22 protein-coding genes are annotated in these 22,412 nt (G+C 76.3%); 11 read left to right on the top strand and 11 right to left on the bottom strand.

Annotation, left to right across the window (positions count from 1 at the left end; all coding sequences use genetic code 11):
• Positions 1 to 30: 30 nt before the first annotated feature.
• The 5 genes from tatC to ABD254_RS17040 are packed head-to-tail and all read right to left on the bottom strand — an operon-like array spanning position 31 to position 3,669.
• A complete protein-coding gene (gene tatC, locus ABD254_RS17060) occupies positions 31 to 768 on the bottom strand; it encodes a twin-arginine translocase subunit TatC (protein WP_344249835.1) in 738 nt (245 codons plus the stop codon).
• 36 nt (positions 769 to 804) lie between these two features.
• Positions 805 to 1,137: a Sec-independent protein translocase subunit TatA gene (tatA, locus tag ABD254_RS17055; RefSeq protein ID WP_344249834.1), complete on the bottom strand. Its 333-nt coding sequence runs from the start codon at positions 1,135 to 1,137 to the stop codon at positions 805 to 807.
• A gap of 54 nt (positions 1,138 to 1,191) precedes the next feature.
• Positions 1,192 to 1,632 carry a hypothetical protein gene (locus tag ABD254_RS17050; protein WP_344249833.1) on the bottom strand — a complete coding sequence of 147 codons (441 nt, stop codon included), beginning with the start codon at positions 1,630 to 1,632 and terminating at the stop codon, positions 1,192 to 1,194.
• Between the two features lie 5 nt (positions 1,633 to 1,637).
• Positions 1,638 to 2,612 carry a helix-turn-helix transcriptional regulator gene (locus ABD254_RS17045; protein WP_344249832.1) on the bottom strand — a complete coding sequence of 325 codons (975 nt, stop codon included), beginning with the start codon at positions 2,610 to 2,612 and terminating at the stop codon, positions 1,638 to 1,640.
• Positions 2,605 to 3,669 carry a helix-turn-helix transcriptional regulator gene (locus ABD254_RS17040; RefSeq protein ID WP_344249831.1) on the bottom strand — a complete coding sequence of 355 codons (1,065 nt, stop codon included), beginning with the start codon at positions 3,667 to 3,669 and terminating at the stop codon, positions 2,605 to 2,607. Before ABD254_RS17040 ends, ABD254_RS17045 begins: the two co-directional genes overlap by 8 nt.
• Positions 3,670 to 3,799: 130 nt before the next feature.
• On the opposite strand from ABD254_RS17040, the gene ABD254_RS17035 reads away from it, so the two are divergent.
• From ABD254_RS17035 to ABD254_RS17000, 8 genes are all read left to right on the top strand, one after another.
• Positions 3,800 to 4,975 carry a DUF3866 family protein gene (locus ABD254_RS17035; RefSeq protein WP_344249829.1) on the top strand — a complete coding sequence of 392 codons (1,176 nt, stop codon included), beginning with the start codon at positions 3,800 to 3,802 and terminating at the stop codon, positions 4,973 to 4,975.
• A gap of 9 nt (positions 4,976 to 4,984) precedes the next feature.
• Positions 4,985 to 5,722 (top strand): DUF4129 domain-containing protein, encoded by a 738-nt coding sequence (locus tag ABD254_RS17030; protein ID WP_344249828.1) that lies wholly within the window; start codon positions 4,985 to 4,987, stop codon positions 5,720 to 5,722.
• Positions 5,722 to 6,234, top strand: a complete 513-nt coding sequence (locus ABD254_RS17025) for a hypothetical protein (RefSeq protein WP_344249827.1) — start codon at positions 5,722 to 5,724, stop codon at positions 6,232 to 6,234. The genes ABD254_RS17030 and ABD254_RS17025 overlap by 1 nt, the downstream gene beginning before the upstream one ends.
• Complete coding sequence (locus ABD254_RS17020; protein WP_344249826.1) at positions 6,231 to 7,247, top strand: AAA family ATPase; 1,017 nt, start codon at positions 6,231 to 6,233, stop codon at positions 7,245 to 7,247. The genes ABD254_RS17025 and ABD254_RS17020 overlap by 4 nt, the downstream gene beginning before the upstream one ends.
• Positions 7,244 to 8,674, top strand: coding sequence for a DUF58 domain-containing protein (locus ABD254_RS17015; protein WP_344249825.1), 1,431 nt, complete (start codon positions 7,244 to 7,246; stop codon positions 8,672 to 8,674). Before ABD254_RS17020 ends, ABD254_RS17015 begins: the two co-directional genes overlap by 4 nt.
• Complete coding sequence (locus ABD254_RS17010) at positions 8,671 to 9,252, top strand: hypothetical protein (protein WP_344249824.1); 582 nt, start codon at positions 8,671 to 8,673, stop codon at positions 9,250 to 9,252. Before ABD254_RS17015 ends, ABD254_RS17010 begins: the two co-directional genes overlap by 4 nt.
• 34 nt (positions 9,253 to 9,286) lie before the next feature.
• Complete coding sequence (locus ABD254_RS17005; RefSeq protein WP_344249823.1) at positions 9,287 to 9,862, top strand: Dps family protein; 576 nt, start codon at positions 9,287 to 9,289, stop codon at positions 9,860 to 9,862.
• Positions 9,863 to 9,940: 78 nt separating this feature from the next.
• The gene (locus tag ABD254_RS17000) at positions 9,941 to 10,630 is read left to right on the top strand and encodes a GNAT family N-acetyltransferase (RefSeq protein ID WP_344249822.1); all 690 of its coding nucleotides are present in this window, start codon (positions 9,941 to 9,943) and stop codon (positions 10,628 to 10,630) included.
• Positions 10,631 to 10,839: 209 nt separating this feature from the next.
• Here the strand turns inward: ABD254_RS17000 and ABD254_RS16995 are convergent, their stop codons facing one another.
• Positions 10,840 to 11,559: a hypothetical protein gene (locus ABD254_RS16995; RefSeq protein WP_344249821.1), complete on the bottom strand. Its 720-nt coding sequence runs from the start codon at positions 11,557 to 11,559 to the stop codon at positions 10,840 to 10,842.
• Positions 11,560 to 11,630: 71 nt separating this feature from the next.
• Here ABD254_RS16995 and ABD254_RS16990 point away from each other — a divergent pair, with 71 nt between their 5' ends.
• On the top strand, positions 11,631 to 12,320 hold the full coding sequence (locus ABD254_RS16990; RefSeq protein WP_344249820.1) for an IMPACT family protein: 690 nt from the start codon (positions 11,631 to 11,633) through the stop codon (positions 12,318 to 12,320).
• A 64-nt stretch (positions 12,321 to 12,384) separates the two neighbouring features.
• Here the strand turns inward: ABD254_RS16990 and ABD254_RS16985 are convergent, their stop codons facing one another.
• The 3 genes from ABD254_RS16985 to ABD254_RS16975 form a co-directional block, all read right to left on the bottom strand.
• The gene (locus tag ABD254_RS16985) at positions 12,385 to 13,794 is read right to left on the bottom strand and encodes a UTP--glucose-1-phosphate uridylyltransferase (RefSeq protein WP_344249819.1); all 1,410 of its coding nucleotides are present in this window, start codon (positions 13,792 to 13,794) and stop codon (positions 12,385 to 12,387) included.
• 104 nt (positions 13,795 to 13,898) lie between these two features.
• Complete coding sequence (locus tag ABD254_RS16980) at positions 13,899 to 14,519, bottom strand: L-threonylcarbamoyladenylate synthase (protein WP_344249817.1); 621 nt, start codon at positions 14,517 to 14,519, stop codon at positions 13,899 to 13,901.
• A gap of 66 nt (positions 14,520 to 14,585) precedes the next feature.
• A complete protein-coding gene (locus ABD254_RS16975) occupies positions 14,586 to 15,605 on the bottom strand; it encodes a threonine ammonia-lyase (protein ID WP_344249815.1) in 1,020 nt (339 codons plus the stop codon).
• A 96-nt stretch (positions 15,606 to 15,701) separates the two neighbouring features.
• Here ABD254_RS16975 and ABD254_RS16970 point away from each other — a divergent pair, with 96 nt between their 5' ends.
• Together ABD254_RS16970 and ABD254_RS16965 are read left to right on the top strand one after the other, a co-directional pair.
• Positions 15,702 to 16,658, top strand: a complete 957-nt coding sequence (locus tag ABD254_RS16970; RefSeq protein ID WP_344249813.1) for a LysR family transcriptional regulator — start codon at positions 15,702 to 15,704, stop codon at positions 16,656 to 16,658.
• A gap of 44 nt (positions 16,659 to 16,702) precedes the next feature.
• The gene (locus ABD254_RS16965) at positions 16,703 to 18,226 is read left to right on the top strand and encodes a lipase maturation factor family protein (protein ID WP_344249811.1); all 1,524 of its coding nucleotides are present in this window, start codon (positions 16,703 to 16,705) and stop codon (positions 18,224 to 18,226) included.
• A 247-nt stretch (positions 18,227 to 18,473) separates the two neighbouring features.
• On the opposite strand, the gene ABD254_RS16960 is transcribed toward ABD254_RS16965, so the two are convergent.
• Positions 18,474 to 20,324, bottom strand: a complete 1,851-nt coding sequence (locus ABD254_RS16960; protein WP_344249810.1) for an ABC transporter ATP-binding protein — start codon at positions 20,322 to 20,324, stop codon at positions 18,474 to 18,476.
• Entirely contained in the window at positions 20,321 to 22,396 is a 2,076-nt protein-coding gene (locus tag ABD254_RS16955) for an ABC transporter ATP-binding protein (RefSeq protein WP_344249809.1), read from the bottom strand. The genes ABD254_RS16960 and ABD254_RS16955 overlap by 4 nt, the downstream gene beginning before the upstream one ends.
• Positions 22,397 to 22,412: the final 16 nt, after the last annotated feature.

The following is a 22,412-nucleotide window of genomic DNA, read 5'->3' as shown; positions in this document are numbered from 1 at the left end:
CGACGACGCGGCAGGCGACGGCGTCGTCCGTCACGCGGCCGCAACGCGCTTGCGGTCGACCCGCCGGTCGTGCACGACGCAGACGCCGTACGCGACGAAGTACAGGCCGCAGATGGGCAGCGCGACCGAGAACATCGTGAGCAGGTCGGGGGTCGGCGTCATGATCGCGGCGAACAGGAACGACACGAGGATCGCCCACCGCCAGCCCGCCAGCCACGTGGCGGCCCGGACCGTCCCCATGAAGTTGAGGGCGACCATCACGACCGGCACGAGGAACGCCAGCCCGAACGCGAGGATCAGCCGCATGACGAAGCTCAGGTACTGCTGGGCGTCGATGAGGTTCGCCGCGCCGTCGGGGACGAACTCGTTCAGCAGGGACACGGCCCGCGGCAGCAGGTACCACGCCAGCAGGGCCCCGGCCAGGAAGAGCGGGACGGCCACGGCGAGGAACCCGTACGCGTACCTGCGCTCCTTGCCGGTCAGGCCCGGGTTGATGAACGCGAACAGCTGGTACAGCCACCACGGGCTCGACACGAGGACGCCGAGGAACAGCGACACCTTGACGCGCATGTCGATCGCCGTGGCGACGCCGCCGAAGTTCGGCGCGACCAGGACGTCCCGGTCGTCCGCCACGTCCATGAGCGGAGCGGAGAGGGCCGCGAACAGGTAGTCGTACAGGATCCAGCCGACGACGGCGCCCAGCAGCACGCCGATGGCGGCCAGGAAGACCCGCTTGCGGATCTCCAGCAGGTGCTCGCGCAGGGGCATGCGCCCCTCGGCATCCCGGGGGGTGCGCGACACCGCCTACGCTCGCGGCTGCTGCGGGTCGGAAAGACCCGGGACCTGCTGCGACGCGGCGGCGCCGTCCTGCGGGGAGGCCGCAGTGGTGGCGTGCGTACCCGTGCTCGACGTCGTCGTCGAGGCCGTCTGCGTCGACGGCGAGGGGTTCGCGTCGTCGTCGGACGCCGGCGCGCCTTCCTCGGCGGGGTCGTCCTTGAGCTCCTTGACCTCCTTCTTGAAGATCTTGAGCGACTGGCCGACGCTTCGCGCGAGGTCCGGGAGGCGCCGGGAGCCGAAGAGCAGGACGACCAGCAGGATCAGGACGATGATCACCGCAGGGTGACGGAGGATGTTCACGAAGACAGCTCCCGTGTTGACTCGTGTGCCACGGATGGCACCTACGCGGCCAGTCTAGGGCAGACGAGTGTGGTCCCCGCCACCCCCCGGCGACGCGGAGGTGGACGGCGGCCGACGACGGGGTGTCGGCCGCGTGCCCTTCGCCGCGCGGCGCCGCTCGAGCCACGCCTCGGTCGACGACGGCCCGGACGCCCACGCCTGCCAGGTCCGCGCGGCCCGTTCCCGCCGCACCGCCCGGCGGGCGGCGGCCCGTCGCCGCAGGTCGGCGACCCGTTCCGCCAGGTCCGCAGGGTCGTCGAAGATCGTGGGAGACGTGTCGGGGGGCACCGACGCGTCGGCGGCCTCGGCGGCGCGCGCCCCGGCCGCGCCGAACGTCTCGCTCGCCCGACCTGCCGCGCGGAGCACGCGCACGCCCGAGCGCCACAGCATCAGTCCCAGCGCCGCGACGCCCGCCAGCGCGGCCAGGACCAGCAGCACCCACACCCACCACCACATGGCCGTCACCCTAGGCCCGCCTCGTACGCCGCCAGCGCGTCGCGCGCCGCTGCGGCGACGTCGCGGGCGACCTCCGGCGGGGACACGTCCAGCACGTCCGGGGCGTTCGCGAGCAGCAGCCGCCGCAACCACGCCGGGTTGGTCACCCGCAGGCGCACCTCGACCGACCCGTCGGGCAGGTCCCGCACCGACTCCGCCGGCACCTCCTCCGCCACCCACCGGGCCGCGGAGGCCAGCACCAGCGTCGCGACCGGCGCAGCCTGGTCGGCCACCGACGCCCACACGTCCGCGTCCGGGTCGCGCACGTCGTGCTCGGCGGCCGGGTCGTCCAGCACCCGGGCCTCGAGCATGCGGTCCACCCGGAACGTGCGTCGCCCGTCGGCGCGCAGGCACCACGCCACCAGGTACATCGACCCGTCCTGCGTGACCAGCCGCAGCGGGTCCACGTCCCGCTCGCTCACCACGTCCGACGCGTTCACGTACCGCAGGTGCAGGCGCCGCGCCTGGGCCAGCGCCGTGGTCACGGCCGCGACGACGTCGGGGTCGCCGTCGCCGGCCAGGCGCACGTCCACGGCGCTCGCGGCCTCCCCGGTCGCGGCGGCGAGCTTGTCCAGGGCGGACGCGACGACGGCCGCCCGCCCCCGGTCGGCCTGGACCGCCGGGGAGGCGTGCATCGCCCGCAGCGCCGCGACCAGCGCGACCGCCTCCCGGGTGCCGAGGCGCAGCGGGCGCGTCATGCCGCGCGCCTGCGTGATGGACACGAGGCCGCCCTCGAGCGAGAACGCGTCGAAGTCGATGAGGTCGTCCGGCATGTAGCCGGGCGTGCCGGACACCCACAGCGCGTCCACGTCCTCGCGCACCTGCTTCGGCGTCACCCCGAAGCGCTCCGCCAGCTCCTCCACCCGCACCGGGCCGGCCCCGTCCAGGTACGCGACGAGCCCCAGCAGCCGCACCAGCCGGTCGTCCGCGCGCTCAGCCACGGCTCCCCTCCCCGTCCGCCAGGCCCGCCGCGGCGACCAGCCTCCGCACGACGTCCGCGCGCAGGTCGGCGGGCTCCGCGACGACGACCGCCCTCCCGTACGCCGCGACCTCGTCGGCGAACGCGGACAGGCTGCGGAACTCCACCTCGAGCAGGTCGCGCCCGTCCGGCCGCGACGCGGCGCCGTCGCCGGTGACCTCGGCGGCGCGCGCCCGCAGCGCCTGCGCCCGCTCGGGCACGACGGCGAGCACCGCGCGCCGCGGCTGCCCGACGCGCTCGCCGAGCATCGCGTCCACGTCCACCGCGTCGGGCACGTCGAACGCCCCCGGGCGCGACCCCACCCGCACGCGACCGACGATGCGCGACATGCGGAACACCCGCGGTGCGCCGCGGCCGCGGTCGAAGCCCACCAGGTACCAGCCGCTGCCCCGCGCGGCGATGCGCCACGGCTCGACGTGCCGCGTCAGCACCTGCCCCGTGCTCGCGGCCCGGTACCGGAACGACACGTCCCGGCGCTCCGAGACCGCCTCGAGCAGCGGCACGTACGCGTCGCCCGCGGCCCGCACCCGCGGGGCCAGCCCGGCGACCGCGTCGGCCGCTGCCTCGCCCGCGCCCGCGGCCCGCAGCTTCGTCATCGCCCGGGACATGTCCGTGCGCAGCGTCTTGTCCGACCACAGCTGCGCGGCCAGCGCCACGACGCCCAGCTCCGCGGGGGTCAGGTCCACCGGGCCGAGGGCGTAGGCGTCGTTGTCGATGCGGTAGCCGACGTCGTCGCTGTGCCCGCCGGCGTCGACGGTGACGATCGGGATGCCGAGCGCCCGCAGCGTGTCCTTGTCGCGCTCGAACATCCGCTCGAAGGCCTCGGTCGACGGGGCGTCCCCGTACCCGGCCACGCCCGCGCGCACCTGCTGCTTGGTCATGGCGGCGCTGGTGTTCACCAGCGCGATGACGAGGTTCAGCAGGCGCTCGGCGGGCGGGGTCCCCCGTGCGGGCGCGGACGGGCCGGCGCCCGCACCGGCATCGGGGCCGACGGCCGGGTCGGCAGGGTTCGCAGGCATCGGACCCACGCTAGTCGCCGGTAGCCTCGGGCGGGTGACGACAGGGCCGAGAAACCGACCACACGCAGCTCCGCCGGCGCCCGCGACGCAGGGTGCGACGCCCCCCGGCCGCCCCGGACCGGCGTCCCACGTGACCTGGCGCACCGGGACCGTCGTCGAGCGCGGGCGGGCGTGGACCGGCGCCCGGGAGCTGGCGCTGCGCCTCGACGCGCCGCTGCCCGGCCCGGACGCCCGAGCCGACGTGCGCGGCCTCGCGTACACCGCCCTCGTCGGCGACCCCGGCGCCGGCGACCGGCTGCTGCTCAACGTCTCCGCCCTCGCCCGGGGCCTCGGCACCGGCGGGTACGCGCTCGTCGTCGGGCCCGCCGCCGAAGCCCCCACCGCGCTGCCGGCCGACCCGCCCCCCGGGCCCGGCCACCTCGTCAAGGCCCGGTACACGCCCCTGCAGGCCCTCGTCCTCGGCGTCGACGAGCAGGAGTCGCCCCACCACGACGCCCTGCGTGACGCCGACGACCTCGCCGGGGTCCCCGTCGTCGTCGCCGACCTGCACTCCGCGCTCCCCGCGATCGTCGCCGGCGCCCGCCACGCCGCGGCGCTCGCCGGCCGCCCGGCGCCCCGCGTCGCCTACGTGATGACCGACGGCGGCGCGCTGCCCGCCGCGTTCTCCCGCACCGTCGCCACCCTGCGCGACGCCGGGTGGCTCGAGGCCTGCGTCACCGTCGGGCAGGCCTTCGGCGGCGACCTCGAGGCCGTGACCGTGCACACCGGGATGCTCGCGGCCCGGCACGTCGCCGGCGCCGACCTCGTCGTCGTCGCGCAGGGGCCGGGCAACCTCGGCACCGGCACCCGGTGGGGGTTCTCCGGCGTCGCCGCGGGCGAGGCGATCAACGCCGCGGCGACCCTCGGCGCGCGACCCGTCGCGTCCCTGCGCGTCTCCGGCGCCGACCCGCGCGACCGGCACCTCGGCGTCTCCCACCACAGCCTCACCGCGTACGGGCGGGTGGCGCTCGCGGCGGCCGACGTCGTCGTCCCGGTGCCCGCGGGCGACGTCGAGGCGCTGCCCGGGTGGGGGGCCGACCTCACCGCCCGGGTGCGAGCCCAGGCCGCCGGCCTCGCCGACGCGCCCGCCGGGCACCGCCTCGTCGACGTGCCCGCCGACGCCGCGCTCCTGGAGGCCCTGCGCGGCTCGCCGGCCCGGCTGTCCACCATGGGGCGCGGGCTCGACGCCGACCCGGCCGCCTTCGTCGCGGCCGCCGTCGCGGGCGTCCACGCGCGGTCGCTCCCGCCGGGACGAGGGTCCCGGTAGCGTTCGACCATGCCGGAGCGGTCACCTTGCACGACGCCCCCCGCGGTGCGCGGACTGCTCGTGCTGCTCCTAGCCGGCCTGGTCGTCGTCGGGTCCGCCACCGCCACCCCGTGGCGCGTCAGCGTGCCCGACGTCGTCCTCCCGGACGCGGCGACCGACCTCCCCGTCCGGGAGGAGGCCCCGCTCCCGTCGTCCGGCGCCGTCCCGGAGCAGGGGACGCCCGAGACCCTCACGGTGGTGGCGATCGTCCTCGCCGTCGCCGGCGCCCTCCTGATCGTCCTCCTGGTCGTCCTGCTCGCGCGCCGCTACCTCGCCTCCCTCGCCGCACCCGCCGAGGAGGACGGCGACGACCCGCCCGCCCCGGGCGGCGTCGCGCCCGGCGCAGCCCCCGCCATCGCGCTCACGGACCTGCAGGACGCCGTCCAGCAGGCGCTGCGGCGCGTGGACGGCGCCGCCACCCCGCACGACGCCGTCGTCGCCGCCTGGGTCAGCCTCGAGGACGCCGCCGCCACCCGCGGCACGGCCCGCGACCCCGCGGAGACGCCCACGGAGTTCGCCACCCGCCTGCTGGCCGACACCCCCGCGCCCGCCGCGCGCGTCCGGGAGCTGCGCGCCCTCTACGCGGAGGCGCGCTTCACCCGCCGACCCGTCGGGCCGGGCCAGGTCGCCCGCGCCCGGGACGCCCTGCGCGACGTCGCCCGCGCGCTCGACGACGCCCACCGCAGCCGGGTCCCGGGGGCCCCGTGATGAGCGGCCGGCACGGCTGGCGGGCGGTGCTGCCGACCGCGCTGCCGGCGCTCGCGGCCGGTGGCCTGCTCGCGGGGTTCGGGGTGCTCGACCCCGTGCACGCCGCGCTGGTGGTGGTCGTGGTGGCCGCCGTCGTCCACGTGTGGCGCGCCCTCGACGAGGGGACGGAGCCCCCGTGGCCGGCCGTGCCCGACGACCGGCGCGACGGCGCCCGGACCGACGTCAGCGAGCTGGGCTGGGCCACGTTCACGCGCAGCGGCGCCGTCGGGGACCGGATGCGCCGCCGCGTGGTGGCGCTCGCGTCGTCGAGGCTCGCCGAGCACGGCGTCGACCTCGACGACGACGCGCGCCGCGACGCCGCCGCCCGGCTGCTGGGAGCCGACGTCGTCGCGGGCCTCACGGCCGGGCGCCCCGCCTCCCGCGTGGAGGTGCACCGCTGGCTCGACGCCGTCGAGCGGCTCCACGCGCCGTCCCCGCGCGCTCCCGACCCCGACGAGAGGACCCCCGCATGACGCGCCCCACGACCTCCCCCGCCGACGACGGGCTCGCGCCGGCGACGCTGACCACCGCCGACGTGGCCGCCCTCGGGGACCGGGTGCTCGACGCCGTGGGCACCGCCGTCGTCGGCATGCGGGACACCCTCGAGCTCGCGCTCGCCACGGTCCTCGCCGGGGGGCACGTGCTGTTCGAGGACGTCCCCGGCCTCGGCAAGACCCTCGCCGCACGGTCCCTGGCGGGCGCGCTCGGCCTCGACTTCGCCCGCCTGCAGTGCACCCCCGACCTGCTGCCGGGCGACATCACCGGCTCGACGGTCTTCGACCCCGCCAGCAGGGAGCTCGTCTTCCGCCCGGGCCCGGTGTTCACCGGCCTCTTCCTCGCCGACGAGATCAACCGCACGCCGCCCAAGACGCAGTCGGCGCTCCTGGAGGCCATGGCGGAGGGGCAGGTCTCCGTCGACGGCGTGAGCCACCCCCTGCCCGCGCCGTTCCACGTCATGGCGACGTCCAACCCGGTCGAGTACGAGGGCACGTACCCGCTGCCGGAGGCGCAGCTCGACCGGTTCATGGTGCGCCTGTCCGTCGGGTACCCGACGCGCGACCAGGAGCGGCAGGTGCTGCTGCGCCGCGTCGCACGCCGCCAGGAGGCCGCGCCCGTGCCGCGGGTCACCGACGCGGCCGCCGTGCGGGCGATGCAGGCCGGCGTCGAGTCGACCACCGTCGACCCGGACGTCGCGGCCTACTGCGTCGACCTGGCCGCCGCGACCCGCGGCCACCCAGCCCTGGAGGTCGGGGCGAGCCCCCGCGGCTCGCAGAACCTGCTGCTGGTGTCGCGGGCCGTCGCCGTGCTCGACGGGCGCGACTTCGTGCTGCCCGAGGACGTCAAGCGCGTGGCCGTCCCGGTGCTCGCCCACCGGCTCACCCTCACCCCGACCGCCTGGGCGTCGGCCGTGCGCGCCGAGGACGTGGTGCGGGAGCTGCTCGCCACGGTGCCCGGCCCGGCCACGGTCGCGCCCGAGGCGGGATGAGCGGGACCGAGCCGGCGGGGCACCAGCTGCGTCCGCCGGCCGACGTCGAGCGGATCGGCGCGCGGGCCCAGCGCCCGGCGAGCCCCGGCACCGGGCGCTGGGCCCGCAGCCCCTACGCCGTGGCCGGGATCGCGACCGGCGTGCTCGTGCTCGGCCTGGGGCTCCTGACGGGCCGCGCCGACGTCGCCCTGCTCGGCGTCCCGCTGCTCGTCGGCGCCGTGTGGACCGGACGGCCGGGGGCGTGGGGCGCGCCGCCGCCCGCCACCCCGGCCCGCGCGGAGCTCGCGGCCGACGACCGGCCCGCCACCCCCGGCGAGCTCACCGCCACCCTGATCCTCGACCCGCCCCCGGCCGCCGAGCTCGTCCTCGCGCGGGTGAGCGCCCCCGGGCACCGGCCGACCGTCGTCGTCCTCCCGGCCGGGCGGCGCGCGCTCGACCTGCGGCTGCACACCGTGCGGACCGGCCCGCAGCGGACCTTCCGCGGCGACGTCCAGGCGATCGCGGGCGGCGGCACCACGGTGAGCGACGCGTCCACCGTCACGGCGCCCGACCGGATCGTGCTCCCGACGGCGATGCCGCTGGGTCGCGTTCCGCTGCCGCGCCGCCTGCAGGGCCTCACCGGGCCCCACACCGCGCGCCGGCTCGGCGACGGGGACGAGCTGCGCGACGTGCACCCCTTCACCCCGGGCGACCGGCTGCGCCGCGTCGACTGGCGCACCACCGCGCGGCGCTCCCCCGACCTCGAGACCCTCTACGTCCGGCGCACCTACGCGACCGCCGAGGCCACCGCCGTCCTCGTGCTCGACTCGCGCGACGACGTCGGGCCCGACCTGCGGACCTGGCGCGGCACCGGCACCCAGCGCGTCGACGAGGCCACCTCGCTCGACCTGGCCCGGCACGCCGCCGCCTCCGTCGCCGGGGCGCTCGTCGCGGCCGGCGACCGCGTCGGCCTCGAGGACCTCGGGCGCAGCCGGCACCCCCTGCCGCCCGCGTCCGGGCGACGCCACCTGCGCCGGGTGCTGCACGCCCTCGCCCTCAGCCGCGCGGTCGGCTCCCCGGCCCGTCGGCTGCGCCCGCCCCGGCTGCCCGCCGACGCGATCGTCTACCTGTTCACCACCGCCCTCGACGACGAGCCCCTCGCCATGGTGCGCGCGTGGCACGCGCACGGGCACCAGGTCGTCGTCGTCGACACGCTCCCCGACGTCCGGCCCGCCACCGAGGAGCACATGCGCATGGCGTGGCGCGTCACCAGGATGGAGCGTGAGGACCGGCTGCGTCGTCTCGCCGCCGAGGGTGTCCCCGTGGTGCGGTGGGCGGGGCGGGCGCGCGAGACCGCGCCGGTCGTGCTCGAGACCCTGGTCCGGGCCGCCGAACGCCACGCGGGGGCGCCGCCCCCGCCGCGCGTCTCCACGGGCGGCCACCGATGACGGGGCAGTCCGCCGCCCGGTGGCGCCCCCTCCGGCTCCCGCTCCGGCGCTCGCGGCGCCCGTTCCCGCCCGTCGACCTGACGCTCGGGCGCTGGGTGCCCGGCTGGTTGCTGAACGCCGCCGCCGCGGTCGCGGTCCCCGCGCTCGTGCTCCTCGCCGCGGGCCGGACCGGACTGCCGACGACCCCGGCGGTCCTGCTGGCGCTCGCCCTCGCGGCGTGGGCCGCCGCCCGCCCGGGTCCCGGGCCGGGGCACACGGCCGTCGCGGCGGCGGCCGTGATCCTGCTCGGCTCCACCGCGGCGCCCTTCGACCCCGCGGCGCTCTGGCTCGCCCCGCTGGGGTACGCCGCCGTCCGCCTCGGCTGGTGGGCTGCCCACGTCGGCCCGCGCACGCGCGTGGAGCTCGCGGCCCTCCGCCGTGCCGGCGCCCGCGACCTCGTGGTGGCCGGCACGGGCGCGGCGCTCGGTCTCGGCGCCTGGGCGCTCGCGGGCCGGCCCGTCGAGGGCCTCCTCGCGCTCGGCGTGGCGGCCCTGGCTGCGCTCGCGTGGTTCGTCGTCCGGCGTCACGATGGCGAGTGACGAGACACCGAGACACGACGAGGAGGAGCCCCCGATGGCTGACCGCAAGGACCTGCCGCGTTACACCGTGCCGAGCCTCACCCGCGCGGCCGGCGACAAGGTCGCCCGGATCCTGCAGGAGCGTCTGAACTCGCTCACCGACCTGCACCTGACCCTCAAGCACGTGCACTGGAACGTGGTGGGACCGCACTTCATCGCCGTGCACGAGATGATCGACCCCCAGGTCGACGCCGTGCGTGCGATGACGGACGCGGTCGCGGAGCGCATCGCGACCCTGGGGGTCTCGCCCGTCGGCACGCCGGGGGCGCTGGTGAAGGCGCGGACGTGGGACGACTACCACCTCGGACGGGCGACCGCCATCGAGCACCTCGGGGCGCTCGACGAGGTGTACGAGGGCGTCATCACCTCCCACCGGAAGGCCGCGAAGGACACCGAGGGCGTCGACGACGTGACGAACGACCTCCTCATCGGCCACCTGCACGACCTGGAGCTGTTCCACTGGTTCGTGCGGGCGCACCTCGAGAGCGCCGGCGGCGAGCTGTCGACGTCGGGCGCGACGACCGAGCTCGGGGCCGCACGCAAGGCCAAGCAGAAGAAGGCCACGGGCTGACCCGACACCGGGCTGCCCGTCGGGGCGGGGTGCGGCGCTTTTCCTCGCGCGGCGCCCCGCCCCCGGCATGATGTCCCCGTGATCCGAACCTCTCGCCCCACCGACCGGGCCGCCGTCGCCGAGGTCTGCACCCGCACCGCCGCCGGCGGCAGTGACGCGCGCGGGCTCTACTCCGACGACCTGCTGATGCCCGAGGTCTTCGCGCTGCCGTACCTCGAGCACTCCCCCGACCTGGCGTTCGTCGTGGTGCGCCCCTTTGCCGACGACGCCTCCGACGACCCCGCGGACGACCCCGCGGACGATGTGCTGCGCGTCGACGACGGACGCCTCGTCGGCTACGTGATCGGCGTCCCCGACACGCGCGCGTTCGTCGCGTGGTGGCAGCGCGCCTGGGGACCGGGCTTCGCCGCGCGCCACCCCGCCCCCGGCGTCTCGCCGACGGGCGCGCAGCCGCGCTTCGCCGAGGCCGACCTGCTGACCGCGGGGGCCGACCCCACCCGCATGGTCCGCGGGATCACCGACGACGAGCTCGACCGCTACCCGGCCCACCTGCACATCGACCTGCTGCCCGAGGCGCAGGGCCAGGGCCTCGGGCGCGCGTTGCTCGACACGCTGCGCGCCGCGCTCGCCGGCAGGGGCGTCCCCGGCGTGCACCTGGGCATGGACCCGAACAACACCGGGGCGCGCGCGTTCTACGACCGGTACGGCTTCCACGAGCTGCCCTCGCACTCCCCCACCGCGCCGCTCCTGGGCATCGCCACGTCCTGACGCCGCGGACGGCGGCGGTGGGCTCTCCGTCGCGCCCACCGCCGCCGTCCGACGAGTCCCCTTCGCGGTCTCGAACGCCGGGCTGGGTCCCCCGCTCCTGGCTGGGTGGGTTGAAGCGTGGGTCGGGGTGGGTTTCGGCGCTTGGCACACTATTTCTCTCGACGCGTACGAGATGCGCCGCGGCGTCTTCGCCGTGATGCGCTCGCGGGTCAGGCCCGGGGCACGGACTCCCGCCCTGCCTCGAGGGTCGTCGGCTCCTCGCGGCCCGGGTCGTGCACCCCCGCCTCGACCCACGCCCGTCGTACCTGCTCGAACCTGGTGGGCAGCGGCGGCCGCACCGCCCCGAACCGCGCGTTGGTGCGATGCACGAACCTCCGCCACGACAGCACCAGCCCCTGGCGGGTGATGGGCAGCCCGCTGGAGACCGTGGTCCCGTTGTCGTGCGTGTGGTGCACGGTCAGCAGGAGGGCGCGCGGCACGGAGCCCTCGAGCTCCGCCGCGAGCTCGGTGCGCACCACCATCCAGTGCCGCAGCAGCAGCACGACCTCCGGCGGGAGCCGGTGCACGCGCACCGTGCGGTGCTTGCCGTGCCGCACGACGACGCTCCCCTCCCCCGCCTCGGGCCCGGCGTGGGCCCTGGCGCGCCGGGTCGCCGCACCGGGCTCGGGGCCCAGGTCCAGGTCCTCGGCGCGCACGCGCAGCAGGTCGCCGTACCGCGCGCCCGTCGCGCGCGTCAGGCCGGCGATCACCGCCAGCCGTACGACCTCCGGCTTGCCCCCCGGGCGCAGCGCCTCCACCGACAGCTCGCGCCAGACCCACTCCGCCTCCTCGAGCGACACCGGCGGCCGCGGGTACCGGCCGGCCGTCACCGCGGCGTCCGTCGCGGGGTCGGTCGTCGCGGCCATGGCGGGCCTCTCGCGTGTGCTCATGGGTCGATCCTCGTCGCTTGGCACACTTTTTCCTAGCGTCAGCCTCGGCGTGTCCCGCGTACCCTCGACCGGTGAGCCCTCCCCGTGCCGCCGACGCCCAGCCGCTGCCCGGCACCCTCGCCGCCGCCGTCGACCACGAGCTCGTGATCAAGAGGTCCCGGTTCCTCGCCCACCTCTCCCCCGCCGCCTCCGTCGAGGAGGCGGACGCCGTCGTCGCGCGGGTGCGCAAGGAGCTGTGGGACGCCCGGCACCACTGCGTGGCGCTGGTCGTCGGGGCGCACGCCGACGCGCAGCGGTCCTCGGACGACGGCGAGCCGTCGGGCACCGCGGGCGTGCCGATGCTCGAGGTGCTGCGCCATCGGCGGGTCACCGACGTCGTCGCGGTCGTGAGCCGGTACTTCGGCGGCGTCCTGCTCGGGGCCGGCGGCCTCGTGCGGGCCTACTCGGGCGCCGTCTCCGCCGCGCTCGACGACGCGGCCGCCTCGGGCCTGCTGCTGCGTCGTGCCACGCGGACCGAGGTCACCCTGGACGTGCCGCACGCCGACGCCGGCCGGATCGACCACCTGCTGCGCGACTGGAGCGGCGCCCACGACGCCCTCCTCGACGGCGTCGCCTACGCCGAGGCCGCGCGGTTCACGCTGCTCGTGCCCCCGGGAGAGCTGGGACGGCTGCGCGAGGACCTGGCCGCCGCGTCGGCCGGGACCCTCACCCCGGTCGCGGGCGCCGACCGCGTCGTCGACCTCCCCGCTCCTTCGTTGTGAGCATGATTTCGGCCCACTTCCAGACCTGGAAGTGGGCCGAAATCATGCTCACAACCTCCGGCGGTCAGGAGGTGGCGACGCCCGACGGGCCGACGGTCGCGCCGTCGGGCACGGTGGCCGGCTCCCCCGCGTCGGAGAGCACGCCCTCGCCCACGACCCGCACCCCCGCGCCGAACGACCAGTCGCCGTCCACCGTGAGCGACGACGCCCCCCGCAAGGACGGGGCGCCCGCGGCGAACCGCTCGTCGAAGCGCGAGATGGTCTTGTACGTGCCCGAGAGCTCCACGAGCGGGGCGCTCGCGCGTGCGACGAGCCGGTAGTCGCCGGTGAGCTCGTAGACGTCCGAGCGCATGAGCAGCAGGTCGGACGTCTTCTTCACGGGCAGGAACCGCTCGCGGCCCACCTCGATCGCCGTCGCCCCCTCGAACACCGCGACGGCGGCGCCCATGGCGGACTCGATCTGGACGACCTCGGGCGACGAGGGATCGGTGGGGTCCACCGTCTTGTCGTTGCGGATGAGCGGCAGCTCCAGCACGCCGCCCGTGCGGTCGAGCTCGGCCGCGAGCGCCTCCAGGTCGAACCAGAGGTTGTTGGTGTGGAAGTAGCGGTGGACGGTCGGGTCCAGCGCGGCGTCCAGGTCGTCCGGGTGGGTCTGCGCGGTCTCGCGCTGCACGATGCGCCCGTCGGACCTGCGCACCACGAGCTGCCCGCCCTTGACGTCGGCGGGCGTCTTGAGGCACATCTCCGCGGCGTAGGGCGCGCCCGACGCCGCGAACCAGGCGGCGATCTCGGCGTCCGGGGCGGCACCGAGGTTGTCGGAGTTGGAGACGCTGGCGTAGCGGAAGCCGGCGTCGAGCAGGGCCTGCACGAGGCCGGAGGCGTGCAGGGCCGGGTAGAGGTCGCCGTGGCCGGGCGGGCACCACTCGAGCGAGGGGTCGGCGGGCCACTCGACCGGTTCGAGGTCGTCGGCGCGCAGCTTGGGCTCGCGGTTCTGCAGGAAGTCCAGGGGCAGCCCGTCCACCGCGACGCCGTCGTGCTTCGCGAGCGCGGCGAGCGAGTCGTCCTGGGTGCGGAACGAGTTCATGAGGACGAGCGGCAGCCGCGCGCCCGTGGCGGCGCGGGCGGCCTGCACCTGGCGGACGATGACGTCGAGGAAGGACAGGTCCTGCCCGGCGTCGGTGCGGCGGACGGTCAGCAGCGACTTGGCCCTGTCCATGCCCATCGAGGTGCCCAGTCCGCCGTTGAGCTTGATGATCGCGGTGCGGGCGAGCGCGTCGGTGGCGTCGGCGGCCGGGACGTGCAGGTCGGCATGCCGCGGCAGGTCCTCCAGGGGCTCGACGTCGGCCTCCCGCACGAGGCCGGACTCCCCCGACTCCAGCAGCCGGTAGAACCGGGAGAAGGTCTCGACCGCCGCGGGCGCCACGCCCGCCTCGGTCATCTTGGTCCGTGCCAGCTCGAGTCCGCGGTCGCTCATGGCCAGCACCCTAACCGGCGCCGGCGGCCGTGCCACCGGTGTCTCACCGGGTCGCGGCGGCCCTCGCGCGGCGCCGTCTCACCCCCGTCGCGACCCGCGCGTCGTCACTCGAAGCGCGCCGGGTCGCCGGCACCGACGCGCACGACCTCCGGATATCCGTCGGACCAGTCGACGACGGTGGTGGGCTCGGCGGCCACGTCCCCCGCGTCCACGACCGCGTCGACGACGTGGTCGAGCTCCTCCTTGACCTGCCAGCCGTCGGTGAGCGGCTGCTCCGCGCCCGGCAGGATGAGCGTGGAAGACAGCAGCGGCTCGCCCAGCTCGTGCACGATCGCCTGCACGACGCGCGAGTCGGGGATGCGCACGCCCACCGTCCGCTTCTTCGGGTGCGCCAGGCGGCGCGGCACCTCGGAGGTGGCGGGCAGGATGAACGTGTACGGGCCGGGCGTCGTGGACTTGATCGCGCGGAACGCGCTGTTGTCGAGGATCACCAGCTGGCCGAGCTGGGCGAAGTCGGCGCAGACCAGCGTGAAGTGGTGCTTGGCGTCGAGGTGCCGGATCTGGCGGATCCGTTCGGTGCCGTCGTGCTGGCCCACCCGGCAGCCGAGCGCGTAGCCCGAGTCCGTCGGGTAGGCGACGAGGGCTCCGTCCCGCAGCATTGCGACCACCTGCGCCACGAGCCGGGGCTGCGGGTCGACGGGGTGCACGTCGAGGTAGCGGGCCATGCTCGGCAGCGTAGCCCCGGCCGGTGGGCACGCACCCGCCGAGCGGCCTGGCCGGGTCGTCGCCCCTCAGGCGTCCAGCGCCCTCCGCAGCTCCGGCTCGCTGGCGTTCCCGCCCGAGCACACGACGCCCACGCGGCGGCCCGCGAACCGGTCGGGGTGGACCAGGACGGCGGCCAGGGCGGCGGCGCCGGCCCCCTCGGCGACGGTGCGGGCCGCGGTGAGGTAGGCCCGCTGGGCGGCGGCGATCTCGTCGTCGGACACCAGCAGGAAGTCCGCGAGCCGCTCGCGCAGCACCCGTTGGGTGAGGGCGAACCCGCAGCCGACGGCGAGACCCTCGGCGCGCGTGGTGTTGGCCGCGGTGCGCAGCTCGCCCGCGCGCCAGGAGTCGTGCGCGGCCGGGGAGGCGGCGGCCTGCACGGCGACGACCTCCAGGCCGGGCGCCATCGCCGCCGCGACCAGGCACGCGGCGGCGGCGCCCGATCCGCCGCCGACGGGCACGACGAGCACGTCGAGGTCGGGCGCCTGCTGCAGCAGCTCCAGGGTGGCGGTCGCGACGCCGGCGACCAGCACGGGCTCGTTCGCGGCCCCTACCAGGCGCGCCCCGGACGTCTCGGCGAGCTCCGCGGCCCGCTCGCGCGCGTCGTCGAACGTGCTGCCGTGCAGCTCGACGTCGGCACCCAGGCGGCGCACCGCGCGCTCCTTGACGGGGTTGGGGTCCGTGGGCATGACGATGGTGCACCGCGTGCCGGTGTGCCGGGCGGCGTGCGCGAGCGCCTGCGCGTGGTTCCCGGTCGAGTAGGCGACGATGCCGCGCCGCCGCTCCTCGGCGTCGAGGCCCAGCAGCAGGTTCAGCGCGCCGCGGACCTTGAACGCCCCCGTGTGCTGCAGGTTCTCGTGCTTGACCACGAGCCTCGCGTCCCGGGCCCCGGCGTCCGCGGCGGCCCGGTCGAGCTCGGGGTGCTCCAGGGCCGGGGTCCGGACCACGAGGCCGTCGAGCCGGCGCGCCGCGTCCAGCACGTCGCGCAGGGTGGGCGGGGCGGGCACGGCCGCCGGGGTCGGGGCGGGCACGGCGCTCGGGCTGCTCATGCCTGCCAGCATGGGCGGGCGGCGACGCATAGGTCCAATGCGTGTTGTCGCTCGGCAGGATCGACATCCTCGATACATGGTGCCTAGGCTGGACCGATGACCGTGGCACCCGGCGCGGCGACGCCCGCGCACCTCGACCTCACCCGCCTCCGGGTGCTCGCCGCCGTCGCCCGCACGGGCTCTGTGACGGCTGCGGCCCGCGAGCTGCACTACGCGCAGCCGTCGGTCAGCCACCACCTCGCTCGGCTGGAGGCCGAGGCGGGGTTGCCGCTGCTGCGCCGCGCCGGCCGCGGGGTGCGGCTCACCGAGGCCGGGCGGCTCCTCGCCGACCGTGCCGAGGAGATCCTCGGCCGCGTCGAGGGCGCGCGCCGCGAGCTCGACGCCCTCGCGGGGCTGCGGGCCGGACGCGCCCGGCTCGCCGCGTTCCCCTCCGCCCTCGCCACCCTCGTGCCCGACGCCGTCGCGCGCCTGCGCGGCGAGCATCCCGGGCTGAGCGTCGGCCTGGTCGAGGCCGAGCCCCCCGAGGCCGTCGCGGCGCTGGCGGCGGGCGACGTCGACGTCGCGCTCGTCTTCGAGCACACCGACGTGCGGCACACACGGTCGGTCGCCGACCTGTCCCGGTTCGAGGTCACCGAGGTGTGGCACGAGCCCGTCACGCTCGTGCGACCTGCTGGCTCCTCGGCCCCCTCCGAGGCCCGCGCGCCCACGCTCGCCGACCTGGAGGACGCCGACTGGATCGCCGGCTGCGAGCGCTGCCGCGCCGACCTCGTGGCGCGCTGCGCCGCCGCGGGGTTCGCGCCGCGCATCGCCTTCGAGACGGACGACTACGTGGCCGTGCAGGCGCTGGTGGCGGCCGGCGCGGGCGTCAGCGTGCTCCCCGAGCTCGCGCTGCGCGCCCACCGGAACCCCGGGGTCCGCACGGACCGGCTGCCCGGCGCCGCCCGCCGGGTGCTCGCCCTCACCGTCGGCGCCCCGACGCCGCCCGCCGCGGCGCTCGTCGCGCGCCTGGTCGCGGCGGGACGCGCGCTCACCGGGGCCGTCGTCGAGGCGTGAGGCCCCGGCTGTCGAGCACCGGCGCGCGTCGCTAGCGTCGGAGCATGCCGACGGAGCTGGCGACGGGGCTCACGACCGGGCTCGGCGGCTGGTGGGCCACCGACGACTACGACGTCGCCCGTGAGCTGCTGCAGCGCGGCACCGCCGTGCTGCTGTGCCTCGCGTTCATCCAGGCGCTGAACCAGTTCCGGCCGCTGCTCGGCGAGCGCGGGCTGCAACCGGTGGGTCGGTTCGTCGCCCGCGTGCGGTTCCGGGACGCGCCGTCGGTGTTCCACGCGGGCTACTCCGACCGGCGGCTGGTCGTCGTCGCCGGCGCGGGCGCGCTCGGCGCGGCGACGGTCGTCGTCGGCGTGCCGCAGCTCGGGCCGTGGTGGGTCACGACGGCGGTGCTGCTGGCGTGCTGGGCGGCCTACCTGTCGATCGTCCAGGTGGGGCAGCGCTTCTACTCGTTCGGCTGGGAGACGCTGCTGTGCGAGGCGGCGTTCCTCGTGGCGTGGCTCGGCTCCCCCGACGTGCCGGTGCCCGTGGTGCTGGTGGTCGCCGTGCGCTGGCTGCTCTTCCGGCTCGAGCTGGGCGCCGGCCTCATCAAGTGGCGCGGCGACCCCGCCTGGCGCAACCTCACCGCCCTCGACTACCACCACGAGACCCAGCCGATGCCGGGCCCGTTCAGCTGGCACGCCCACCACCTGCCGCGCTGGTGGCACCGCACGGAGGTGGTCGGCAACCACGTGACCCAGCTGCTCGTGCCGTGGCTGCTGTGGCTGCCGCAGCCGCTGCCGAGCGTCGCCGGCGCCGTCGTCGTGCTCACGCAGGGCTGGCTCGTGCTGACCGGCAACTTCGCGTGGCTCAACTGGGCGACGATCGTGCTGGGCGCGGCGATGGTGTCCGACGGCGTGTGGGCGGCGCTCGGGTCCGTCGTGGGGCTGGGCCGCGGGCCGGCGGCGACCGCCGCGGTCGGCGGGGGCTGGTTCGGGACGCCCGTCGCGGGGTCCCCGGCGACGTACGTCGTGGTGGTCGCGCTCGTCGCCGCCGTCCTGCTCACGCTGTCGGTCCGCCCCGCGCTCAACCTCGCCTCGAGGCACCAAAAGATGAACGCCAGCTTCGAGCCCCTGCGCCTCGTGAACGCCTACGGCGCGTTCGGGTCGGTCACCCGGCGGCGCGACGAGGTGATCGTCGAGGGTTCGCTCGCCGAGCGTCCGGGCCCGGACGACTGGCGCGAGTACGCATTCCGCGGCAAGCCGGGCGACGTGCGTCGCCGTCCGCCGCAGGTGGCGCCGTACCACCTCCGGCTCGACTGGGTGCTGTGGTTCGTCCCGCTCGGGGTGTCCGGGCCGTGGATCGGCCTCCTGTGCCGCCGGCTGCTGGAGGCCGACCGTGCCACGCTCCGCCTGCTGCGAACCGACCCGTTCGACGGCGAGCGGCCCCGGTGGGTGCGCCTGCGACTCTTCCGCTACCGCTACTCGACGCCCGACGAGCGGCGCCGCTCCGGCGACTGGTGGGTGCGGCACGAGGTCGGCGTGCTCGTCGACCCCGTTCGGCTGGCCGACCTCCCCGGCCGAGCACGGTAGCCCGCGTGGGCCCGCGCGGCCGACGCGGTCAGTGTGGCGACGGCGCGACGCCGGCGACCGTCGACGTTGCACCCGGTGATCGTTCCGCGGCGGGAACCGTCATCGGGCACTACGTCGACCTGCAGGGCAGCGGGCGCCAGGCCCGCAGCCCTTGCCCGGGTCTCCCTCGCCACGCGTGACGCTCGGGTCTCGCCGACGGGCGGCAATCGTCAGGAGGCTCCGCGGCGACAGCGGCCCCGAAGCTCCCTCAGACCAGCGAGCTCTGCCACGCAGCGTTGAGCGCGGCGTACCGGCCGTCGCCGGCGGCCAGCTCTGCGGGCGGGCCGTCCTCCACCACGCGCCCGTGCTCCATCACGAGCACCCGGTCGGCGATCGCGACGGTCGAGAGCCGGTGCGCGATGATGATCGCCGTCCGGTCGGCGAGCAGGGTCTGCAGGCCGTGCTGCACCAGCCGCTCCCCCGGGATGTCGAGGGAGCTCGTCGCCTCGTCGAGCACGAGCACGGCGGGGTCGGCGAGGAAGGCACGCGCGAAGGACAGCAGCTGGCGCTGGCCCGACGAGACACGCCCGCCGCGCTTGTTGACGTCGGTGTCGTACCCGTCCGGCATCGCCATGACGAAGTCGTGGGCCCCGACGGCGCGCGCCGCGGCCTCGATCTCCGCCTGGGTGGCGTCGGGGCGGCCGAGCGCGATGTTCTCCCGCACCGACCCGCTGAACAGGTACGCCTCCTGGGTCACCATGACCACGGCGCGGCGCAGGTCCGTCGTGGACAGGTCGCGCACGTCCACGCCGTCGAGCAGCACGCGCCCGGAGCTCGCGTCGTAGAAGCGGGTGACGAGCTTGGCGAGCGTGGACTTGCCCGCGCCGGTGGTACCGACCAGCGCGATCGTCTGACCGGCCGGGATGGTCAGGTCCAGGTCGGGCAGGACGAGCGGGCCGGCGCCGTAGCGGAACTTCACGTCCGCCAGGCGCAGCGCGCCCCGCGCGCGGGGCAGGGCGACGGGACGGCGCGGCTCGACGACCGTCGGCTCCTCGGCGAGCAGGCCCGACACCTTCTCCAGGGCGGCCGTCGCGGACTGGAACGAGTTGTAGAACATCCCGAGCTGCTGGATCGGCTGGAAGAACCGCTTGACGTACAGCAGGGCCGCGACCAGCACGCCGACGTCGAGCGCGCCCTGGTAGACCCGCCAGCCGCCGACCGCGAGCGCCGCCGCCACCGCCACGTTCCCGATGAGCACGAGGCCCGGCTGGTAGCGGCCGTTGACGCCGAAGATCCGCAGGTTCGCGTCGCGGTACTCCTCGCCGAGCCGTGCGTACTCCGCCTCGGTGGTGGCCTCGCGGCGGAACGCCTGCACGGCGCGCATGCCCGTCATCGTCTCGACGAACTTCACGATCAGGCGGGCCGAGGTGGTGCGCTGCTCGCGGTAGTGCAGCTGCGAGTGCTTCTGGAACCAGCGGGTCAGCAGCCAGGCCGGGATCAGGGCCGCGACCAGGACGAGACCGGAGACCCAGTCCCGCAGGAAGAGCGCCAGGCCGGTGAAGACCATGAGCATCAGGGACGACACGACGCCCGTGAGGCCGCCGTCGAGCAGCTCGCGCAGCGCCTCGAGGTCGGACGTCTGACGGCTGATGATCCGCCCGGACGTGTACGACTCGTGGAACTCCAAGCTCAGCAGCTGGGTGTGCCGGAAGACCCGGCGGCGCAGGTCGAGCAGCACGCTCTGGGCGATGCGGGCCGCGGCCCGCACGTAGGCCCCGGCGCAGATCCCGCCCACGACGGCGGCCACGAGGTAGGCGGACCCGACGATCACGAGCGTGGAGGCGTCGCCGTCCATCAGCGCGGGCACGGCGTCGTCGATGGCGAGCGAGACCAGCCACGGGCCGGCGACCTGGCCGAGGGTGCCCAGGACGACGAGGACGCCGGCCCACGCCAGTGCGCGGGTGCGCGGGCGCAGCAGCTCTCCCAGCAGGCGCAGCGAGCGGGAGCGGACGGCCTTCGAGGTGTCGCGGTCGAGGCGGGTCGCGTCGTCGGCCGTCGCGTCGGTGGGACGCCGATCGGGACCGGGCGTGGCTGCGGGGGCGGGGGTCGGGGCGCTCACCGGCGGGCCTCCGTGTCGTCGTGGCGGGCGTCGGGTCTCGGCTCGGGGTGCTCGTCGGGCTCGTCCGCCTCGTCGTCGCCCGTGCGGTCGGCGTGGTCGGCGTCCTGCCAGTCCTGCTCGAGGTTGGAGATCACGTACCGGTAGTGCGGGTCGGTGGCGAGCAGGTGGGCGTGCGTGCCGACGGCGGAGATGCGGCCGTCCTGCAGGACGGCGACCCGGTCGGCGAGCGCCACGGTGGAGGGCCGGTGCGCGATGACGAGGCTGGTGGTGCCGGCGAGCACCTGGCGCAGCCGGGTGGTGACGGCCTCCTCGGTCGTGACGTCGAGCGCCGAGAGCGGGTCGTCGAGGACCAGGACGGCGGGGCGCGCGGCGATGGCCCGCGCGAGCGCGAGCCGCTGCCGCTGACCACCGGAGAGCGAGAGGCCCTCCTCGCCGATGCGCGTCTCGACGCCCTCCGGCAGGTCTGCGACGAACCCCGCCTGGGCGACCTCGAGGGCCTCGTGCAGGCGGCGCTCCCGCTCGGTCTCGCCGACGGCGTCGGGCCCGGACTCGGGGACGCCGAGGAGCACGTTGTCGCGCACCGACGCGGAGAACAGCGTCGGGTCCTCGAACGCGACCGCCACGGCCCGCCGCGCGTCGGTGCGGCGCATGCGCCGCACGTCCACGCCGTCGATCAGGAGGGCCCCGCCGGTGACGTCGGCGATGCGTGGCACGAGCATCGCCAGGGTGGACTTCCCCGAGCCCGTGAGCCCGACCAGCGCGGTCGTGGTGCCCTCGGGCAGCTCGAGGTCGAGGTGCTCCAGGACGGGCGTCGCGGCGTCCTCGTGGGCGAACGTCACGTCGCGCAGCTCGACGTGGCCGCGCACCGCCCCGACCCGGACCGGGTCGGCCGGGTCGGCGAGCGGGTTCGGCGTCTCCATGACCTCGCAGAAGCGGTCGACCGCGGTGCGGGCGTTGAGGGTCATGGACAACGTCATGCCGAGGTCCACGACCGGGCCGTTGATCACGGCGGCCGTGAGGAAGAACGCGACGAGGTCGCCGAGCGTGATCTGCCCGCGGGCCGCGAGCACGGAGCCCAGCACCAGGCAGACCGCGAGCGTGACCTCCGGGATGAGCTGCAGGGAGGTCGTCACCGTCGCCTGGTTGCCGGCCTTGCGGATCTCGGTGCGGCGCAGCTGCTCGGCCTGGCCGGTGAACGACTCCAGTGCGTCGCGCCCGCGGCCGAAGGCCTTGAGCACGCGGATGCCGTGCACCGACTCCTCGACCGTGGTCGCGAGGTCGCCCGACTGGTCCTGGGAGAGGCGCGCGATGACGCGGTACCGGCGCGAGAACCGGAACGCGATGATCGTCACCGGGACCGCGCCCGCGAGGTAGACCAGGCCGAGCCACCCGGCGGTGCCGAGCAGGAGGGCCACGCCGACGACGATCGTCACGGCGGAGACGACGAGCTGCAGCAGCCCGAAGATCAGCCAGCGCCGCAGGAGGCCGAGGTCGCCCATGATGCGGCTGAGCAGCTGGCCGCCGGGCCACCGGTCGTGGAACGAGACCGGCAGGTCCTGCAGGTGCCGGAACAGCGCGAGCCGCATCTCGGCCTCGATGCGCGTGCCCGGGTACATCACGAGGTTGCGGCGCAGCAGCACGAAGCCGGCCTCGGCGACACCCAGCACGAGCACCGCGACCACGGGGACGACGAGCGCGCCCAGGTCGTGCGCGGCCGCGCCCTCGGCGAGCGGCCCCTCGACCAGAGCCTGCAGCACGCGCGGGATCGCGAGGGCCGCGAGGCTCGCGCCCAGGGCCGACAGCAGGCCGCCCACCAGCCGCGGCACGGCCGGGCGCACGTACGGGGCCAGGCGGCGCACGGACGCCCAGGTGGACAGCTGGGAGCCCGCCGGGGCGGCGGGGGCCGGCGCCGCGCCCGGCGCCGGGCCGGCGCCGCCCGCCGGTCCGCCCGGCGGCGACGCCGGGCGAGCGCTCTCCCGGCCGGCGCCCCGGTCAGGGACGCGATCAGGAGAGGAGGGACTGTCGGACGTGTCGGCCGAGGACGAGCTCGGGCTGCAGGCGGTGTCGGGCATCACCCGTATTCTCGCA

Source organism: Isoptericola hypogeus (assembly GCF_039531145.1).
Classification (GTDB): Bacteria; Actinomycetota; Actinomycetes; order Actinomycetales; family Cellulomonadaceae; genus Isoptericola; species Isoptericola hypogeus.
The sequence above is the reverse complement of the archived record's forward strand: the minus strand, read 5'-3'. Positions and strand labels throughout refer to the sequence as shown.

Excerpts from the sequence above, each read along its gene's own strand:
- ABD254_RS16970 (WP_344249813.1), top strand. The coding sequence starts at position 15,702 with ATGACCGTGGCACCCGGCGCGGCGACGCCCGCGCACCTCGACCTCACC.
- ABD254_RS16965 (WP_344249811.1), top strand. The coding sequence starts at position 16,703 with ATGCCGACGGAGCTGGCGACGGGGCTCACGACCGGGCTCGGCGGCTGG.
- ABD254_RS17010 (WP_344249824.1), top strand. The coding sequence starts at position 8,671 with ATGACGGGGCAGTCCGCCGCCCGGTGGCGCCCCCTCCGGCTCCCGCTC.
- ABD254_RS17040 (WP_344249831.1), bottom strand. The coding sequence starts at position 3,669 with ATGCCTGCGAACCCTGCCGACCCGGCCGTCGGCCCCGATGCCGGTGCG.
- ABD254_RS16980 (WP_344249817.1), bottom strand. The coding sequence starts at position 14,519 with ATGGCCCGCTACCTCGACGTGCACCCCGTCGACCCGCAGCCCCGGCTC.
- ABD254_RS16985 (WP_344249819.1), bottom strand. The coding sequence starts at position 13,794 with ATGAGCGACCGCGGACTCGAGCTGGCACGGACCAAGATGACCGAGGCG.
- ABD254_RS17030 (WP_344249828.1), top strand. The coding sequence starts at position 4,985 with ATGCCGGAGCGGTCACCTTGCACGACGCCCCCCGCGGTGCGCGGACTG.
- tatC (WP_344249835.1), bottom strand. The coding sequence starts at position 768 with ATGCCCCTGCGCGAGCACCTGCTGGAGATCCGCAAGCGGGTCTTCCTG.
- ABD254_RS16975 (WP_344249815.1), bottom strand. The coding sequence starts at position 15,605 with ATGAGCAGCCCGAGCGCCGTGCCCGCCCCGACCCCGGCGGCCGTGCCC.
- ABD254_RS17005 (WP_344249823.1), top strand. The coding sequence starts at position 9,287 with ATGGCTGACCGCAAGGACCTGCCGCGTTACACCGTGCCGAGCCTCACC.
- ABD254_RS17020 (WP_344249826.1), top strand. The coding sequence starts at position 6,231 with ATGACGCGCCCCACGACCTCCCCCGCCGACGACGGGCTCGCGCCGGCG.
- ABD254_RS16955 (WP_344249809.1), bottom strand. The coding sequence starts at position 22,396 with ATGCCCGACACCGCCTGCAGCCCGAGCTCGTCCTCGGCCGACACGTCC.
- ABD254_RS16995 (WP_344249821.1), bottom strand. The coding sequence starts at position 11,559 with ATGAGCACACGCGAGAGGCCCGCCATGGCCGCGACGACCGACCCCGCG.
- ABD254_RS17015 (WP_344249825.1), top strand. The coding sequence starts at position 7,244 with ATGAGCGGGACCGAGCCGGCGGGGCACCAGCTGCGTCCGCCGGCCGAC.
- ABD254_RS17050 (WP_344249833.1), bottom strand. The coding sequence starts at position 1,632 with ATGTGGTGGTGGGTGTGGGTGCTGCTGGTCCTGGCCGCGCTGGCGGGC.
- ABD254_RS17025 (WP_344249827.1), top strand. The coding sequence starts at position 5,722 with ATGAGCGGCCGGCACGGCTGGCGGGCGGTGCTGCCGACCGCGCTGCCG.